Source organism: Hymenobacter sp. GOD-10R, from assembly GCF_035609205.1.
Taxonomy (GTDB): domain Bacteria; phylum Bacteroidota; class Bacteroidia; order Cytophagales; family Hymenobacteraceae; genus Hymenobacter.
In genome coordinates this window covers 989,778-1,006,833 of the sequence record NZ_CP141184.1, presented here as the reverse complement: position 1 = coordinate 1,006,833, position 17,056 = coordinate 989,778, and the positions used below count along the sequence as shown (strand labels likewise).

General features: G+C 52.8%; 14 protein-coding genes. 3 read left to right on the top strand and 11 right to left on the bottom strand.

Going from position 1 to position 17,056, the window contains the following annotated elements; genetic code table 11:
• Positions 1–145: 145 nt before the first annotated feature.
• The 10 genes from SD425_RS04180 to SD425_RS04135 form a co-directional block, all read right to left on the bottom strand.
• Positions 146–703, bottom strand: coding sequence for a sporulation protein (locus SD425_RS04180; protein WP_324675716.1), 558 nt, complete (start codon positions 701–703; stop codon positions 146–148).
• A complete protein-coding gene (deoC, locus tag SD425_RS04175; protein ID WP_324675714.1) occupies positions 684–1,376 on the bottom strand; it encodes a deoxyribose-phosphate aldolase in 693 nt (230 codons plus the stop codon). The genes SD425_RS04180 and deoC overlap by 20 nt, the downstream gene beginning before the upstream one ends.
• 157 nt (positions 1,377–1,533) lie before the next feature.
• Positions 1,534–4,932 (bottom strand): preprotein translocase subunit SecA, encoded by a 3,399-nt coding sequence (gene secA, locus SD425_RS04170; protein ID WP_324675711.1) that lies wholly within the window; start codon positions 4,930–4,932, stop codon positions 1,534–1,536.
• 254 nt (positions 4,933–5,186) lie between these two features.
• Positions 5,187–6,119 carry an SDR family oxidoreductase gene (locus SD425_RS04165; RefSeq protein WP_324675709.1) on the bottom strand — a complete coding sequence of 311 codons (933 nt, stop codon included), beginning with the start codon at positions 6,117–6,119 and terminating at the stop codon, positions 5,187–5,189.
• Between the two features lie 2 nt (positions 6,120–6,121).
• Positions 6,122–7,429: a family 1 glycosylhydrolase gene (locus SD425_RS04160; RefSeq protein WP_324675707.1), complete on the bottom strand. Its 1,308-nt coding sequence runs from the start codon at positions 7,427–7,429 to the stop codon at positions 6,122–6,124.
• Between the two features lie 209 nt (positions 7,430–7,638).
• Positions 7,639–8,817, bottom strand: coding sequence for a UDP-galactopyranose mutase (glf, locus tag SD425_RS04155; RefSeq protein ID WP_324675705.1), 1,179 nt, complete (start codon positions 8,815–8,817; stop codon positions 7,639–7,641).
• A 71-nt stretch (positions 8,818–8,888) separates the two neighbouring features.
• Complete coding sequence (locus tag SD425_RS04150) at positions 8,889–10,136, bottom strand: glycosyltransferase family 1 protein (RefSeq protein WP_324675703.1); 1,248 nt, start codon at positions 10,134–10,136, stop codon at positions 8,889–8,891.
• Positions 10,137–10,350: 214 nt separating this feature from the next.
• Positions 10,351–10,881 carry a GNAT family protein gene (locus SD425_RS04145; RefSeq protein ID WP_324675701.1) on the bottom strand — a complete coding sequence of 177 codons (531 nt, stop codon included), beginning with the start codon at positions 10,879–10,881 and terminating at the stop codon, positions 10,351–10,353.
• Positions 10,882–11,399: 518 nt separating this feature from the next.
• Complete coding sequence (gene dapF, locus SD425_RS04140; protein WP_324675699.1) at positions 11,400–12,197, bottom strand: diaminopimelate epimerase; 798 nt, start codon at positions 12,195–12,197, stop codon at positions 11,400–11,402.
• A gap of 69 nt (positions 12,198–12,266) precedes the next feature.
• Entirely contained in the window at positions 12,267–12,755 is a 489-nt protein-coding gene (locus SD425_RS04135; protein ID WP_324675697.1) for a DinB family protein, read from the bottom strand.
• Between the two features lie 88 nt (positions 12,756–12,843).
• On the opposite strand from SD425_RS04135, the gene SD425_RS04130 reads away from it, so the two are divergent.
• The 3 genes from SD425_RS04130 (at position 12,844) to SD425_RS04120 (ending at position 15,907) form a co-directional block, all read left to right on the top strand.
• On the top strand, positions 12,844–13,725 hold the full coding sequence (locus SD425_RS04130; RefSeq protein WP_324675695.1) for a class I SAM-dependent methyltransferase: 882 nt from the start codon (positions 12,844–12,846) through the stop codon (positions 13,723–13,725).
• A gap of 89 nt (positions 13,726–13,814) precedes the next feature.
• A complete protein-coding gene (locus SD425_RS04125) occupies positions 13,815–14,768 on the top strand; it encodes a phosphatase (protein ID WP_324675693.1) in 954 nt (317 codons plus the stop codon).
• Positions 14,769–14,845: 77 nt separating this feature from the next.
• The gene (locus SD425_RS04120; protein WP_324675691.1) at positions 14,846–15,907 is read left to right on the top strand and encodes an Ldh family oxidoreductase; all 1,062 of its coding nucleotides are present in this window, start codon (positions 14,846–14,848) and stop codon (positions 15,905–15,907) included.
• Positions 15,908–15,987: 80 nt separating this feature from the next.
• Here the strand turns inward: SD425_RS04120 and SD425_RS04115 are convergent, their stop codons facing one another.
• Positions 15,988–16,818 carry a murein L,D-transpeptidase catalytic domain family protein gene (locus SD425_RS04115; protein WP_324675689.1) on the bottom strand — a complete coding sequence of 277 codons (831 nt, stop codon included), beginning with the start codon at positions 16,816–16,818 and terminating at the stop codon, positions 15,988–15,990.
• Between the last annotated feature and the right edge of the window lie 238 nt (positions 16,819–17,056).

Here is a 17,056-nt window from a genome sequence, read left to right as displayed (position 1 = left end):
CTAGCAAAGTAACCTAGTTTCTGAATCTTACCTGTTAGCTAGGCAAACCTTCCACAAACATCAACATCTACTCTATAAAAGCGAATAGCCAGCCGCTAAAAATTAGCAACTGACTACCTCAATGTTTTCCTATAAAGCGCAAGGCCTAGTAAGTCGTTTTGTTCAATACTATCTGGGCGGGCTGCAACTCAGCTTTAGGAGCCAACGGGCGAATACGTTGTATTGCCTGCTCGGCCTCTAAGCGCGTTAGATAATCGCCTACCCACAACCGATAAACCGGCTGCTTGAAGGTGACATAATCCGTTTCTTCGGGATACTGCCCAATGATGGTTCGTCGGACGGCCATAGCTTGGTCACGTTCTAGCCCCACGTACGCGAGAATACGGTAGCCTTGCGCATACTTCACATTTTGATTGGTATACGCTTGGTCACGCAGCCGTTGGTCTATCTGAGTATTTACTTGATTAGTGGGTGGCACCGGACGCGGTTTGGCAGTTGCCACAGGAGCACTGCTTTCCGTTTTTGCTCCGCTAAAAGCAGGACGGTACTTGCTTAGGTCCTCGGCAGGCAATGACGCGGGCGTTTTCCGAGTCGTATCGGCAGGAGCGGGCGCAGTAGTGGCGACACTAGGTGCAGTAGCCGCACAAGAAGCTAGGGCAAGCAGCGCAAATACAAAAGACACGTTATGGAGCAGGTGTTTCATTTTCTTCCAGCAAGGCCACGCTATTCGACGATCCAATTCGGTCGGCGCCAGCGGCAATTAATACTAAAGCGGCCGTGCGCGTACGAATACCGCCAGCCGCTTTAATACGAATATGGCCAGGCAAATGACGGCGCATTAATTTAATATCAGCTTCGGAAGCACCACGGCTAGCAAAGCCAGTGGAGGTTTTCACGAAATCAGCCCCTGCGTCAGCGCAAAGCTCGCACGCCATGATGATTTCATCTTCCGACAGCAGAGCTGTTTCAATTATAACTTTCAAGAGCGCCCCCTTGAAGTGGCAGAGTTCGGAGAGTTGTCCGATTTCCTCCTCTACTTCTTCCAGCTGACCGGATTTGAAGGCGGCTACGTTCATCACCATATCGATTTCACGTGCTCCATCGGTGAGGGCTTGATGTGCCTCAAAGAACTTCACTTTGGTAAGCTGGTATCCTAGGGGGAAACCAACTACCGTGCAAACTACTACGCTGGTATCAAGTAGCTTCTCGGCTGCAAATCGCACGTAACACGGCGGCACGCAGACGGTGGCAAACTGGTAGCGGGCGGCTTCCGTGCAGAGCTGGGCAATTTGGGCTTGCGTAGCGTCTGGCCGTAATAAGGTGTGGTCAATACGAGTGGCGAGGTTCGTAGCAGTAGCACTCATCGGGTGAAACATCGTGCAAATAGGTGGTTAGCTGGCGCGCAGAAAGACAACAAGTAACTAAACCCCACGCTAGCTTTGAAAAGAGCATGACGAATATAGTTAAAAAACAATTAATGGCAGACGGATACCCGCCTGCCATTAATTATTAAACTAATATGCTCAATTCTTTTTAATCGAGAAGCACGCAACGATTATTAATGAGGTCATCCTCCACCGTTTTGTATTTCACGTCACGAACGATCCGTCCGTCCATATACTGCACGCTCACCTTATCATTACGGTTAGCCACTTTCTGAGCACGCGCAGGCTGCTGCTTTTCAACAATAGGTGCGTCTTCAGGCCCCATGTCTTCGGGTCCGGCGCCGAGTGACACCGACGAAACTTCTTTGCGAGCTTTCAGCTTCGGTGCAGGCTGAGCAGGCAGCTCATCTTCCAGCATGAACTCGGGCTCGTCGTAACCTTGAGCACCTTGCTGCACTGGCACGTCGGCGCGGAACAAGAAGGAAACGGTTTCCTCATTCACTTTGCCGATCATCTGCTTGAATAGCTCAAACGACTCAAACTTGTACACCAAAAGCGGGTCTTTCTGCTCGTACACGGCGTTCTGTACCACCTGCTTGAGGTCATCCATCTGCCGCAGGTGCTGGGTCCAGGCCTGGTCGATAACCGACAGCACAACCACCTTCTCCATACCGCGAATCACTTCGTGACCCTCACTTTCCTGCATGCGGCGCAGGTTGGCTATGACTTGCAACTGCTTGCGACCATCGGTGAATGGCACAGCAATGTTCTCGTACGGGGCATTTTGGCTCAGCAAATCATTCACTAGCGGCAGGGTGTTGCCGGCAATGAACTCGTTCTTGCTGTGGTAATACCCTAGGGCTTCGTCGTAGAGGCGCTGCGTGAGCTGCGGAGCCTGTACGGCGCTAAAGTCCTGCTGCGTCAGGTGCGTGTCGTAGCCGAACACACGGATGATAGCTAGCTTGAAATCTTCGTAGTCATTGGTAATCTTGTGACCAACTACGATGTCTTCGCAGACATCATAAATCATGTTCCAGATATCCAGCTCCAGACGCTCGCCGAATAAGGCGTTGCGCCGGCGCTTGTAGACTACTTCACGCTGGGCATTCATCACGTCGTCGTACTCCAGCAGGCGCTTGCGCGTGCCGAAGTTATTCTCCTCGACTTTTTTCTGTGCCCGCTCGATGCTGCTCGTAATCATGGAGTGCTGAATCACTTCGCCTTCCTCTAGGCCCATACGGTCCATGAGTTTGGCAATCCGATCCGAGCCGAACAAACGCATCAGGTTGTCTTCCAAGCTCACGAAGAACTGCGAAGAACCTGGGTCGCCCTGACGACCGGCACGACCACGCAGCTGGCGGTCAACGCGGCGGCTTTCGTGGCGCTCTGTACCAATAATAGCTAGGCCACCCGAGTCACGCGAGGTTTCGCGCAGCTTGATGTCGGTACCACGGCCGGCCATGTTGGTGGCGATAGTCACGGTGCCGGGGAAGCCAGCAGCAGCTACAATCTCGGCTTCGCGCTGGTTCTGCTTGGCGTTCAGTACTTGGTGCTTGATGCCGCGCAGCTTCAGCATGCGGCTTACCAGCTCCGAAATTTCAACCGATGTAGTACCTACCAGCACCGGACGGCCAGCTTGCACCAGCGTCTGGATTTCTTCGGCTACGGCATTATACTTTTCACGTACGGTCTTGTAGACTTTGTCGTGCTCGTCTTTGCGCGAAATCTGGCGGTTCGTCGGGATAACTACCACGTCAAGCTTATAGATTTCCCAGAACTCACCGGCTTCCGTCTCGGCCGTACCCGTCATGCCACCTAGCTTGTGATACATGCGGAAGTAGTTCTGCAAGGTCACGGTAGCATAGGTTTGCGTGGCATCTTCTACGCGCACGTTTTCCTTTGCCTCAATAGCTTGGTGCAAACCGTCAGAATAGCGACGACCTTCCATGACACGGCCGGTCTGCTCGTCCACGATTTTCACCTTACCGTCTTCGGTCAAGATGTATTCTTGGTCGCGCTCGAACAGCGTGTAAGCCTTCAGCAACTGGTTCACGGTGTGCACGCGCTCCGACTTCTCCTGATACTCGTGCATCAGGCGGTCTTTCTCGTGCACTTTCTCTTCTTCACCTAGCTCTTTCGACTTCTCGATATTGGCGATTTCAGACCCAATATCGGGCATGATGAACAGGTGCGGATCTTCGCCCTGGGCCGTAATGAGGTCAATACCTTTTTCGGTTAGCTCGATCTGGTTGTTCTTCTCATCGATGGTGAAGTACAACGGCATGTCGGCCTCGGGCATCTGACGTGAGTTGTCCTGCAGATAATAGTTTTCTGTTTTCTGCAATACGGCCCGGATACCCGTTTCCGACAAGAATTTAATCAACGGCTTGCTCTTCGGCAGACCACGGTAGGCGCGGAACAATGCTAATCCGCCGTCGCCTTCCTTCGCGCCGTCTCTGCCTTCTTTGATGAGTTTGCGCGCTTGCACCAAGTAATCTTGCACGAGCTTTTTCTGCGCGTCTACCAGCATCTGAATGCGGGGCTTCAACTGATAAAACTCGTGCACGTCGCCACGGGGTACGGGGCCGCTGATGATAAGCGGCGTCCGGGCATCGTCGATGAGCACCGAGTCCACTTCGTCGACCATGGCATAGTGGTGCTTGCGCTGTACCAACTCTTCGGGGTCGCGCGCCATGTTGTCGCGCAGGTAGTCGAAGCCGAACTCGTTATTGGTACCGTAGGTAATATCGGCTAGGTAAGCCTGTCGACGCGCGTCAGTGTTTGGCTGATGTTTGTCGATGCAATCAACGGTGATGCCGTGGAACTCGAACAAGGGTGCATTCCACTCCGAGTCACGCTTAGCTAGGTAGTCGTTGACGGTTACAATATGTACACCGCGCCGCGCAAGGGCATTGAGGAAGGATGGCAGCGTCGAGACAAGGGTTTTACCTTCACCCGTAGCCATCTCCGCAATCTTACCCTGGTGCAGTACTACGCCACCAATGATTTGCACGTCGTAGTGTACCATGTCCCAGGTGATTTCAGCACCCGCAGCGGTCCACTTGTTGGCCCAGGTTGCTTTGTCCCCGTTGATGATAACGTTGTTTTTGCGACGAGCAATCTCACGGTCGAAATCGGTAGCGGTTACGACCAACTGACCATTTTCTTTGTAGCGACGAGCCGTTTCTTTAACAATGGCAAAAGCCACCGGCAGTACTTGCAATAGTACTACCTCCAGATCCTTGTTACGCTGTTTTTCCAGCGCATCAATCTGATCAAAGATTGCTTCCTTCTGCGTAGCGTCGAGGGCAGCCTCGTTAGCGATGCGCTGGTGCAACCCGGCAATCTGGTCGTCTATTCCCTTCAGATGCGCATCAATGCGCCCCCGCACTTCTTCCGTGCGCTGACGGAGCTCATCATCGGAGATAGATGCCAGTTTGGCATATTCGGCATTGACAAGTGACACGTACGGGATAATCTCCTTCAAGTCACGGTCCGCTTTCGAGCCGAAAATCTTGGCGACGGTCTTCCCTATAAAATCAAGCATGCTATTGTTTTTTAGCTGAAACGCCGGGGCGCACCTCAAATTTACGGCGTTTTTAGGAAAAACCCGCCCGCGGTGTTCCTTGGTTCCCAGAACGAAGAAACCCTGCTCCTTCAAGAAGTATGCAGGGTTTCAGATAAGGAAATCTTGGCAGAGTTTTAATGACTTCGCTTGCGGTCAAACTGGGCTGCTTAAGCTGGTCAGCAAAACGTCAAGGAAGCTACCTAGGTCAGCTATAAAATGGCACAACTACTTGCTTACGACGCTACTGCCATTAGTTCTTCCGTAGGGTTACGCATGGTGGCCATTACCTCAGAAACACAACGGTGTAAGCGCTCTTCACTTGCGGGCAACAACTGCCCCTGTTTGCTACCTAGCACGCTGTAGATGGGCCGAGCAGCTGGTAAGCCGAGCGCTTGCATTGAGCGGGGCACAACAAACGACGTATCCAAGCTCGCCATGTCAGCAGCTAGGCGAGCTAGGTCGGCCCACGTGTAAGCGCCTTGGTTGGCAAGATGCCAAACCCCGCGCTCCTCATCGATGAGCAAGTCCAAGGATACGTTTACCAGATCCGGAACGTACGTGGGCGAGATGAGCACGTCGTTGGCAGCTTCAAAGGCTTGCTTACCGTGGCCGGCACGCAACACGTGATACACGAAGTTGTACTCATCCCAAGGGCTAAAGAAAGCGCTGGTGCGTACCACCAATGCTTTGGGCATACAGGCCAATACGTCGCGCTCAGCGAGGCGCTTGCTGTTGCCATATACATTGAGTGGGCAAGGCGTATCGCTTTCCACGTACGCTGCCGACTTATTCCCATTGAAAACAAGGTCCGTGGAAAACGTGAGAAAGTGAACCTCACGGTAAGCACAAGCGGCAGCCAAAACGGCGGGTCCGATGGTGTTTTCGCGGTAGCACTGCTCAAAGTCTTTTTCCGCTTTATCGATCTGCATATAGCCAGCAGCATTCACCACTGCCCACGGGTTGTATCGGGAAAACGCAGCTTCTACCGAGATGGGGTCAGAAATATCTAGCTCGGCGCGGCTCAGCGCAACGGCTTCGATGCCTCGCATAGCACAAATGCGCTGAAAAGCGCGGCCAAGCGTGCCACTAGCGCCCGCGATAAGTAGCGGCCTTATAGCCTGTTGGGGCTGACCCGAAGATGAGTCAATTTGTTCAAGTATTTTCATAGCTAGGAGGTCTTGGAGGTGGGAGCATGGTGATGGTAGCGGAAACGGTCGTCTCGCTCCCACCATCCTTTTGCTTGTAGCAACGGATGATGGTAGCTGCCTTCTGTCGCGAGGCCCTTAACCATTTTGAACAGAGCAGTAGACCGAGGCTTGCCGCCGCGCAGGTCGAATACACCGCTTTCGTAAAAGGCGCCTTCCTGCGTCAGGAGCGAATTCCAGTCGTAAGCACCGAGCAAAGACCATATGGTTATGGCCCGCATATCGATACCCTCTTCTTTCAATTTATTGGCCGCATCCCAGGCATACTGTACCCAGCGCATTTGCTCTTCGCGGGTACAATCGAGGTGAACTTCGGTAACAGCGATGGGCAGTTGGTACCGCTCCCACGCTTCTTTGAGCAAGCCATGAAAGCCAAGTAGCTGAATCGGTCGGACACGCACGGCCTCGACATCGGCATAGTCGGGCCGCTCACCGCCGTGCACCCGACGATGTTGCTCAAAGTACTGGTGGTTCTCGTCGAGAAACCGTTCGCTTGTGATGTAGTGATTGATGCCTAGGATATCAGGCGAGCATGGCTCATGGACTAGGTCCAACAACTCTTCTTCAGAAGCGCCATGATGACGAAGGTACTCCCACATGGGGTGGCCTTCGTCCAAGTAACCACAGAGCAAATCGTAGGTCAGCCAGCGTCGGTTATTCTCGAACTCGGCCTGATACTCTAGGTTTGGTGTGCTATGCGTTTTACCTAGGTCTTCGGTTTGCACCAGCTTCGCCTCCGGAGTCACTTCCCGAATAGCTTTCATGGCAGCCTTTGTGCCATGGATGTGATTCAGCTGGATCCGGACAAAGGTTTGGTCATCGGTGCCGTGCGGATACCAGATGCCATATAAGCCGCTGAACCGGGCCGTGGTGAGTGGCTCGTTGACAGGGGTATAGTGCGTTATCCACGGATAACGTTCGGCCACCATCCCGGCAAAACGCGCCAACCCCGGTACAAAGTTATCTTGATGCAGCGCCGTGTAGCGCGGTCCACTTCCGTGGTGCAGCAAAGTGATAATGGGGTCGATACCTAGCTCGCGGAGCCGCGCCATGCGCTCATCCGTCCAGGTCCAATCGGGGTTGTCAAGACTTTCGGGGGCAACTTGCTCCCACAGAATCGGGTACCGCAGCTTGCGAATACCTAGCTCCGCAAACAGATCCAAGTCTTCAATTCGGGTGCGGTGGCCACTGCTAGCGAGTTGGTCGGAATACCCCTCCCCTATTCGCCGAATGGTGCATTCCACGCCGCCCCATACTTCTACTGGTTCCATCCTTGTTGCATTTAAACGAACTGCTATACTTTTTTCTAGTGTTGAGTTCATACAACTAGAAAAAAGGACTGTCATCCTGAGCCGCGCCAGGAACCTGATTTCAGGCCTAGGCGGAGGGCCGCCACTAGGGTGAAGAGGTTCTGCGCGAGCCCAGGATGACAGCTATCCTGTTGCCGATTGTTCGCTATCGGCTCAAATAATAAACGAGACTACTCTTTGGAAGGCGCCCGCTTTACGATCTTATCGATGATGGAAGTCGAACCTGAGATGGGCGGCAGTTTGGTTGTTACCTCTTCCGTCTTCTCCGTAAGCTTCTTGTAAAGCGTCAGTGCTTGCGCTACTACCTGGTCCATGTTGTAGTATCGGTAGGTAGCTAGGCGACCTACGAAGTGTACGCCTGGGGTTTCGTCAGCTAGCTTCTTGTACTTGTTGTACAGTTCGGCATTCTGAGGCTGCGGCACTGGGTAATACGGATCACCCTCTGCTTTCGGATACTCATACACGAGGCTGGTCTTGGGGTGCTTCTGGCCCGTCAAGGCTTTGAACTCCGTGATGCGTGTGTACAGGTTGTCGTTGGGGTAGTTTACCACCGCGGCAGCTAGGGCATTCTCTGTGTTCAGCGTTTCGTGCTTGAACTCCAACGAACGGTAAGGCAGCTTGCCGAATTTGAAGTCAAAATACTCATCTACCGGACCCGTGAAAATCATTTCTTTGAACGGAATGAAATCGATGATATCGTGGTAGTCGGTGTTCAGCATGATGCTGATATTGGGGTGCTCCAGCATACGCTCGAACATGCGAGTGTAGCCGTGCAGCGGCATTGCCTGATACGTATCCGTGAAGTAACGGTCGTCACGGTTGGTGCGGGTAGGTACACGCGACGTTACCGACTTATCCAGCTCCGACGGATCGAGGCCCCACTGCTTGCGCGTGTAGTTGCGGAAGAACTTCTCGTACAGCTGACGACCAACCTTGCTTACTACCACATCCTCTGAAGTACGAATTACGGGTACTTCTTCGGCTTGCGACTCCAGAAATTGCTCCACTTCGAAGCTGTTCAGGTTTAGGCCATACAGCTTGTTGATGGTATCTAAGTTGATAGGCATTGGTACTAGTTGTCCATCTACCGAGGCGAGCACACGGTGCTCGTATGGGCGCCAATCGGTGAAGTTAGACAAGTACTCAAATACGTCTTTCGAGTTGGTGTGGAAAATATGCGGACCGTATTTGTGTACTAATATACCTTCCTCATTATAGTGATCATACGCGTTGCCAGCAATGTGGCTGCGCTTATCTACGATGAGCACTTTCTTGTTGGAACGGGTTGCTAGCCGCTCGGCTAACACGCTTCCGGCGAAACCGGCCCCGACGATGAGATAGTCGAACATAGCTTAACTGGGTCTTGGTAGTTGAGATTGGGTTTGGGGCCAGTGATGAACGGCCTAGTCAGGTTGGTGTATTAACTAGCTTGGTTAGAGCTAGTACGCTTGGCAGCCAGTTTTTGCTGCATCAGGTTTACCATGGCGTCCCAGGTTAAGTCCCAAGAAATTGTTCCTAGGTACTCGTCGGTCCGGCGTTGCCAATCGGCATCGTCTTTCTGCTTTAGTGCTACTTCGATGGCTTTAGCAAAGTCATCAGCATTGGCAGCAATCTGCACGAGGTTTAGTTCACCGTAAGGGCGCACCACGTCGCGGATCGGCGTGCTGACAACCGGCTTACCACCAGCCAGATACTCGGGCGTTTTGGTAGGCGAGATGAACTTAGTACTCTCATTATCAGCAAAGAGTAGCGTTGCTACGTCCCAGCCGTGGATATAGGCTGGCAGCTGCAAGTAATCTTTACCACCTAGGTAGTGGATGTTGGAAGTGCGGGGCAGTGTATTTGGATCAATCTTCACAATTGGCCCAATGATTACGAATTGCCATTCGGGGTGAGCCGCGCCTAGCTGTCTTAGCAGCTCTATATCGAGGCGCTCATCAACTACACCGTAGAAACCCACACGTGGGTGCGGAATGGCGGCTTGGTCCTGCGGATCAGGCATGTCGGTGCGTGCCAAGCCAAAGTGGTCCTTATCGATGCTGCTTGGGAAAGCGTGAGCATCGTTGTGCTGCTTGCTTTTCGCCTCGTAAAGGCTTTGTCCGCCTGTAAAAACGAGGTCAGCACGTTCGAATAGCTCCTGCTCTAATTGACGCAGACGAGGCGGAGCAAACTTAAAGTTTGCCAGCTCATCCATGCAGTCGTAAACGGTGACAGCAGGCGTAAAATCTCTTGATTTATCCAGCGCCATCGGGGTGTAGTACCAGAATACGTACTGGTTGATGGCGTTTTCAGCAAAAAAACGCTTCAGCAAATCCTGCTGAATCTGGTTGGAGCTAGCCTCGTCTAGGCCTGCGGGCAAATGTGCTACTACGACTTTTAGGCCGTTTTGCCGGTCTTTGATTTCCAGGTGCGGCTCTACCTGGTCAGGATGAACAAATGCTTCTTCTACGTAGAAAACGCGGCCTTTTTGAGCAAATCGTGATAGCAAGTGTTGTGGCCGTTGCCACACAAAGTCCCAGTGTAAGTGTGCAAAGCACACTAGATCAGGTAAAGTGTAAGAATCTGCAATAGGGTCGGCGGAAGAGGTGGTAGAAGCGGAGCGAGTGTCTGGTTGGGTCATTGGAGAGGCAGCACGTGGTGGTGCCTCCGCCGAGGTCGGGAGCGGCATATCAAAGGAGCTGGAAAGTAGAAAGAAGGACTGGTAATACTGTTCGGTACAGGTGCCTAATCCCGCAGTGATTACATATACGGGCGGCGAGGAAAAAGGATGCTTGTGACGCGACCATCTGCTCCCTCCATCTTGCACAAGCTCAACGCTATGTATGCAGCTTTCCTTCTAAGTACTTGACTAACTTCATCATTGTCAGCAAGCTGAACTTTAACTAAATTTTAATAATATGCTGCATTTCTACGGCATCTTGCCAGCCCGCAGCCGTTCGGAGCCATTCACGGCGAATTCCGACCTCCCGAAAACCAACGGCTTGGAACAGTAATAAGCTAGCTTGATTATCAGCTGAAATCGTGCAATGGAGCTGATGCAGGCGTAAATGTTGGCCCGCGTACTCTAGCAATAACCCCAGCGCCGCTTGCGCATATCCGCGGCGCCGCTCAGTAGCAAGTACTGTTATCCCAACTCCTGCGCGCTGATGCAGCGGCTCGAAGTTGAATAGGTCGAGCACTCCAACAGGTTTGCCAGGGTTATTACCTTCAACCGAACAGATGATGAGCCGTAGCTGCCGTACTTCGTGAAAATCAGCAGTTGCGTTGGCTAGGTATTGCCGCAATGTGAAGCGCGAAATCGGCACTAGTGTATCAGAAACGGACCAAATAGCTGGGTCATTCTCTAGCTCGTACAAAAAGTCTAGATCAGAATCTTCCAGTGCCCGGAGTTGCACGGTTGCGGATTGAAGCATGTATAGCGTAGGTATAAGCTAATGGTACAGTATAACGGGAAGAGTAACACATGTGGCAGTTGAACAGCTAGCTTATTCCTTGCCGACAGATTGCTTTATTTCCTGTAGGAACATAGGTCACACGTGACGCGTCCGCTATTTAATTGCTTGCAAAAGTAGCTCGCTAAGAAATAAACTCACTTCAATATACTACTTAGTATTAGAATAAAACAAGAACGCTACACAGTGAACAACACTTTATAATATAATTTTTTATGTAAAAATTATTATTAACAACACTTTGATCAGCATTCATTATAATTATTCTAAGCAGACATTATCAAAATAATGGTTTAGCTTATAGTCCACTGTGAAGTTGTATGGAAGATGATTATTCTGCTATAGCTATTACTTTTTCGCAAGGTATTTTAGTAAAAGAAAACCTCTGACAGCAAGCTAATACGCTGTCAGAGGTTTTCAATAGATGTAAACTGGGCTCAAGCGCGAGCATTGGATAGGCTGCACTTCTCAGCGATGTCCTAGCATGGTATGTTTCCCTCGAACACCCATGTAGCGGGCCCGCTCAGATAGACTTGTGTAAATGACCCGTCAGGCTGCGCTTCGAACGAGACGCGCAAGTCGCCGCCACGCGTGCGGAGGTGCACCGGGCTGTTGGCACCTTGGCGCGAAGCTGCTAATGCAACAGCCGTTACGCCAGTGCCGCAGGAAAGCGTTTCATCTTCTACACCGCGTTCATAGGTACGTACTTGCCAGGGCTGACCAACCATTGCAGGTGCTTCCACAAAGTTGACGTTGGTACCTTTCTCGCGGAAGTAGTCGCTGTAGCGCACGGCCTGGCCTTTGGCAAATACGTCTAATTCAGACAAGGCATTACCCGATAGGAACTGCACGATATGCGGCGAGCCAGTATCCAGAAAAATGCCGTGTTCTTCCACTACCTGCTGCCCCGTCACGTTTTGCATGCGTAGGTGCACGGTGCCATCTGGATCGACGCGCGCTTCGTGCGGACCATCGGCAGCCAAGAAGTGCGCGTGATCTTTAATAACGTGCAGCTGTTTGGCAAAAGCTACGGTGCAGCGGCCACCGTTGCCACACATCGAACCTAGGTGACCGTCGGCATTGAAGTACACCATTTCGAAGTTGTAGTCGGCGTGCTGACGGAGCAGGATAAGCCCATCGGCCCCAATACCCATGCGCCGGTCGCAGAGATGGCGCACGAGTTTATAATCCGTTGTGTCGAACTGACGGGCCCGGTCGTCGATCATCACGAAGTCGTTGCCGGTGCCTTGGTATTTGTGGAAGTGTAGCGTCGTCATACTAATAGAAGGTAGACAAAGATCGGCAGCCGCGACCTAGCATTGAAACCTAGGTCCTCAACATATTTTTCAGGCAAATGCTTTTCGCAGGAGCGCAATTTGTCCAGTATGATAGAGATGATGTTGCACGAGCCCATGCAGCAGCACATAATAGGAGCCTGGCGTACCAGCCGAATAGTCTGGCGCGGGCGCTAGCTCCCGGTTCAGATCATTATCGCGCAAGTGGCCGAGCCGCGCCAGCAGTTGCTCGTGGGCTTGCCCGAGTCTGGCCTGCGCTTGCTGCCACGCCGCGTCATCAGCTACTGCGGGCACGTTGGGCCAGTTCTCAGCATCCGTTGGTCCGATGAGTTTGTTCTGCTCAACCCGCCGATAAACAGTTCGTATCCACGTTTCCAGGTGTAGCACGATTTCCCAGATGCTATGTGCCCCTGCGAGCGGGTGCGCCGTAGCTTGTGCGGCCGTAATGCCGTGCAGCGTAGCAGTGAGCGAGGGCCCCGCCCACGAGTCACCGTTATAGGCGCGGCGGAATTGATCGAGCAGACGTTCTATTTCGGTCATAACAGTAGAGTGCAATAGATCAGCCCATCATGGATACCGGGCAACAGACTACCTTTGCCCTTCCGCCTGAGCGGCTTTACCGAAAGTTATGTATTCCTTCCTGACCACCGGCACCTGGCCCGATTATGAATTGATCGACGCCGGCAATTTTGAAAAACTAGAGCGCTTTGGCCAGTACGTGCTAGCTCGCCCTGAGCCTCAAGCCATCTGGGACCCGCACCTGCCCGCTAGCGAGTGGCAGCGCGCCAATGCCACTTTCCGGCGGGAAAAAGGCAGCACCGAACGCGGCCAATGGCAGCTCAAACCTGGCATGCCCGAGCAGTGGGTCATCAACTATAATCAGGGCGACTTGCGCCTACGCTTCCGACTAGGGCTATCGGCGTTCAAGCACGTAGGGCTGTTTCCGGAGCAAGATCCCAATTGGCGCTTTATTTTCGAGCAAACAAAAAAGCGCCAAGCCGCCGTGCCACGGGTACTGAACCTGTTTGCCTACACGGGCGCGGCGACCCTAGCGGCCCGTGCCGCTGGTGCCGACGTGACGCACCTCGACTCGGTGAAGCAAGTAAACTTCTGGGCCCGCGACAACATGGAAGCGTCTAACCTCGATGGGGTGCGCTGGCTCGTCGAGGATGCCATGAAGTACGTGCGCCGCGAAGTGAAGCGGGGCAGCAAATACCAGGGCCTCATTCTCGACCCACCCGCTTACGGCCGTGGCCCAAACGGCGAGAAGTGGCAGCTGGAAGATGAGTTGAACGAGTTGCTAAAGCTCTGCCACCAGCTCCTGGACCCCACAGATCATTTTTTCGTCATCAACTTATACTCGCTGGGCTTCTCAGCGCTTATTCTAGATAACCTCATCAACAACATCTTCCCTCCCATCAGCGGCGTGCGTGAACTCGGGGAGATTTACCTACACGACCAAGCACAGCGTAAGTTGCCGCTCGGGACTTTTTGCCGGTTCAGCAGTTGATGCTAACAACTCCTCTCTATCCTAGCTTTTTCTGCTACGGCGCTGCGCGGTAGCACAAAGCGCCCTTTCTACCTGTACTCTTATTGCGTATGACTATCCCCAAACACCAACGTCTGGCGCTCATCGACATGGGCACAAATACCTTCCACCTGCTGATTGTGGAGTTACCTGAGGTGCGACATGCCGAGCCGACAATCTTGCTCCAGACAAAGGTGGGCGTACGTTTGGGTGAAGGTGGCATCAGTAAAGGGGAAATTGCGCCGGCACCTTATGCCCGGGCACTTCACACGCTCACAGCATTTCAGGAGGAAATTGAGCTGCACCAAGCCACGGAAGTTCGCGCTACTGCTACCAGTGCTGTGCGCAGTGCCCGCAATGGCGCCGAACTAGTACAAGACATATTTGAGCAAACCGGGATTAAAGTCGACGTAATTCCCGGCGACCGAGAGGCAGAACTGATTTGCGAGGGAGTACGGCAAGCTGTGGACCTAGGTCAGCAGCCACACTTGCTGATGGATATCGGCGGCGGTAGTGTGGAGTTCATCATTGCCAACAATGCGACGATCTTCTGGAAGCAAAGCTTTGAAATCGGCGCGCAACGGTTGCTGGATCTGTTTATGCACCACGACCCTATTACGCCCGAAGAAGTGCGCGCCGAGCAAGCCTACCTAGCTTCAACGCTAGCTCCTTTGACCTCGGCCGTGCAGCACTATCAGCCAGTAGACTTGGTGGGGGCTTCCGGTAGCTTCGATACGTTAGGTGATTTGCAAGCTGCCCGCGTCGGTGTAAACCGCTCAGAGTATGCCTTACCGCCCGAAACAGAAATCGGATCTGATAGCTTCTATGAAAGCTACAACCAACTGCTTACCCTCGATCGGGCGGGCCGCTTGGCCCTTCCCGGCATGACATCGCTACGCGCCGACATGATTGTAGTCGCCTGCGTGCTGGTTGACTTCGTGCTCAAGACCTATGGCTTCACGCGGGTTCGGTCTTCCGCTTACGCGCTGAAAGAAGGCTTGCTTGCCGAAATGCTAAAGCGCTAACGTCTGCTAGTCCGCTCCTATAGCTCTAAGCTGGTAGGCGGCATTCATCTAGTCAACTCACCTTATCAACACCGACCGTGACTTTTCCTTATAATCAGCTTTTCACCTTCACTGAGTCCGTCTTCAAAAGTATCGGTTGCCCCGATGATGATGCTACCCTAGCTACCGAGTCGCTACTAGCAGCTGATTTGCGCGGTATCGACTCGCACGGGGTGGCGCGCCTGATCGGCTACGTACGCCTCTGGGAAGCGGGCCGCATCAACCCCACGCCACGCGTGGGCGTGGTGTACGAAACGCCGAGCACCGCGGTAATAGATGGCGACGGTGGCCTAGGCTTAGTGGTGGCCCCGAAGGCGATGAACGTAGCGTTGGAAAAAGCGCGCGTAGCAGGCACCGGCTGGGTCTCGGTCAAGAACTCTAATCACTTCGGTATTGCCGGATATCATGCTATGAAGGCGTTGGCGCACGACATGATCGGTATGGCCATGACGAATGCTAGCCCGCTCGTAGCACCTACGTATTCGCTCGACCGGCTGCTCGGTACCAACCCCATCGCCGTGGCCGTGCCCGCTGGCGAGCAGCCCGACTTCGTAGCGGACTTTGCTACCACCACTGCCGCCAATGGCAAGCTCGAAATTTTGCAGCGCAAACAATTGCCTGCACCTGATGGCTGGATTCAAGACAAGCACGGCCAAGGCTCGACGAACCCCAATGAGCTGAAAGAAGGTGGCGCGTTGCTTCCACTCGGCGGCGAAACCGGTTCGCATAAAGGCTACTGCCTAGGTAGCATCGTGGATATTTTCTCGGCGGTACTTTCGGGGGCTAATTATGGACCGTGGGTGCCACCCTTCGTAGCATTCCTCCAACCACCTGCTGATCCAGTAGGCCAAGGGATCGGCCATTTCTTCGGCGCTATGCGTATCGATGCTTTCCGACCAGCGGCGGAGTTCAAGGCGCACATGGATAACTGGATTACCACGTTCCGCAACGCACGCGCAGTGGAAGGCAAGCAGGTACTCATTCCCGGCGACCCAGAGCGCGAAATATCGGCGCAGCGGCTGCTCGACGGTATTCCGCTGCTGGACCCAGTAGTGAAGGACTTAGAAACCGTTGGCCAAAAATTCGGCCTCACGCTCTAAGTGCTTTGTAGCCGTAGCCAACTTCAACAAAAAAGCCCAGCCGCAAGAAGCAGCTGGGCTTTTCTTATAGGAAAGAATAGTTAGATCGATTGGGTGCCACCTAGATAGGCATTCATTGCTACTTCCGTATTCAGATAGTGTGAAGAATACGTTGGGCTCTGCCCGTTGATAAACAAGCAAGTACCGCCGTTTACGGTGTCAATGATTTGTGCGTACTGGTCCATTGGCAAGGCAGGGCAGCCAAGGCTACGACCTAGTCGACCATTCTGACGAATAAAATCTTCGCTCACGTAGTCGGCGCCGTGCATCACGACAGAGCGCATCAAGGCATTGTCGTTGTAACCTAGGTCCAGGCCGTTTAGCTTGAGGGAACGACCGTGCTTACCCATGTACTCGCTATCGGTCACATAGAAGCCTAAGCTACTCATGTTCGATTCGTTCTCGTTAGAGAAGTTTGTCGCTACGTTTTCGCCCGAGTTGTGACCATGTGCCACTAGAGTATGAAACAGAACCTGCTTAGTAGCTAGGTTCAATACCCACAAGCGCTTTTCAGTGGAAGGCAAGCTGAAATCTACTACAGTTAGCAGTTGCTTATCACCTAGCTTATTGTCTTGCTTCAAATTGAGGTAGCCAGTCATGGCTTTCTCAAATACGTCGTAGTGCAGCCCTTGCTGTTCCACGTTCAAGTCATGATACAAGTTCTGGAGGTTCTGCTCGTAAAAAGCAACCTGCATCTGCTTTGCAGAAACGGCACGCGCTTCGGTACGCACTCCGCCTGCTACTGATTTGTTGATGGACGAAGCCAAAGGGGTCGCCATAAACAAAGAAGCAACGAACGGTAACACGCGACGCATCATCCGACGAGCACGACGCTTAACACGCTGACGACGCACTACATTTGGCTTTTCCATCTTCACTGGCTGGTTACGGTTTATTGGAAAAGGCCTCCCAGTGCCCGGGAAACCATGTATCTCTCTTTTACGAGAAAAACCATCAAGTAGCTAAACTTACTTTCTTGATGGCTTTCAGTAGTATAACCATTACTAGCAGGAATTAATTCCTTTTCGGGTTTCAGGGTACTGCTCAGCATGGCCCGCTTACTATGCTCTCGCTGACTTAGAAAGGATGCTAGGTCGAGCATAAAATCCG

Excerpts from the sequence above, each read along its gene's own strand:
- SD425_RS04180 (WP_324675716.1), bottom strand. The coding sequence starts at position 703 with ATGAAACACCTGCTCCATAACGTGTCTTTTGTATTTGCGCTGCTTGCC.
- deoC (WP_324675714.1), bottom strand. The coding sequence starts at position 1,376 with ATGTTTCACCCGATGAGTGCTACTGCTACGAACCTCGCCACTCGTATT.
- secA (WP_324675711.1), bottom strand. The coding sequence starts at position 4,932 with ATGCTTGATTTTATAGGGAAGACCGTCGCCAAGATTTTCGGCTCGAAA.
- SD425_RS04165 (WP_324675709.1), bottom strand. The coding sequence starts at position 6,119 with ATGAAAATACTTGAACAAATTGACTCATCTTCGGGTCAGCCCCAACAG.
- SD425_RS04160 (WP_324675707.1), bottom strand. The coding sequence starts at position 7,429 with ATGGAACCAGTAGAAGTATGGGGCGGCGTGGAATGCACCATTCGGCGA.
- glf (WP_324675705.1), bottom strand. The coding sequence starts at position 8,817 with ATGTTCGACTATCTCATCGTCGGGGCCGGTTTCGCCGGAAGCGTGTTA.
- SD425_RS04150 (WP_324675703.1), bottom strand. The coding sequence starts at position 10,136 with ATGCCGCTCCCGACCTCGGCGGAGGCACCACCACGTGCTGCCTCTCCA.
- SD425_RS04145 (WP_324675701.1), bottom strand. The coding sequence starts at position 10,881 with ATGCTTCAATCCGCAACCGTGCAACTCCGGGCACTGGAAGATTCTGAT.
- dapF (WP_324675699.1), bottom strand. The coding sequence starts at position 12,197 with ATGACGACGCTACACTTCCACAAATACCAAGGCACCGGCAACGACTTC.
- SD425_RS04135 (WP_324675697.1), bottom strand. The coding sequence starts at position 12,755 with ATGACCGAAATAGAACGTCTGCTCGATCAATTCCGCCGCGCCTATAAC.
- SD425_RS04130 (WP_324675695.1), top strand. The coding sequence starts at position 12,844 with ATGTATTCCTTCCTGACCACCGGCACCTGGCCCGATTATGAATTGATC.
- SD425_RS04125 (WP_324675693.1), top strand. The coding sequence starts at position 13,815 with ATGACTATCCCCAAACACCAACGTCTGGCGCTCATCGACATGGGCACA.
- SD425_RS04115 (WP_324675689.1), bottom strand. The coding sequence starts at position 16,818 with ATGGAAAAGCCAAATGTAGTGCGTCGTCAGCGTGTTAAGCGTCGTGCT.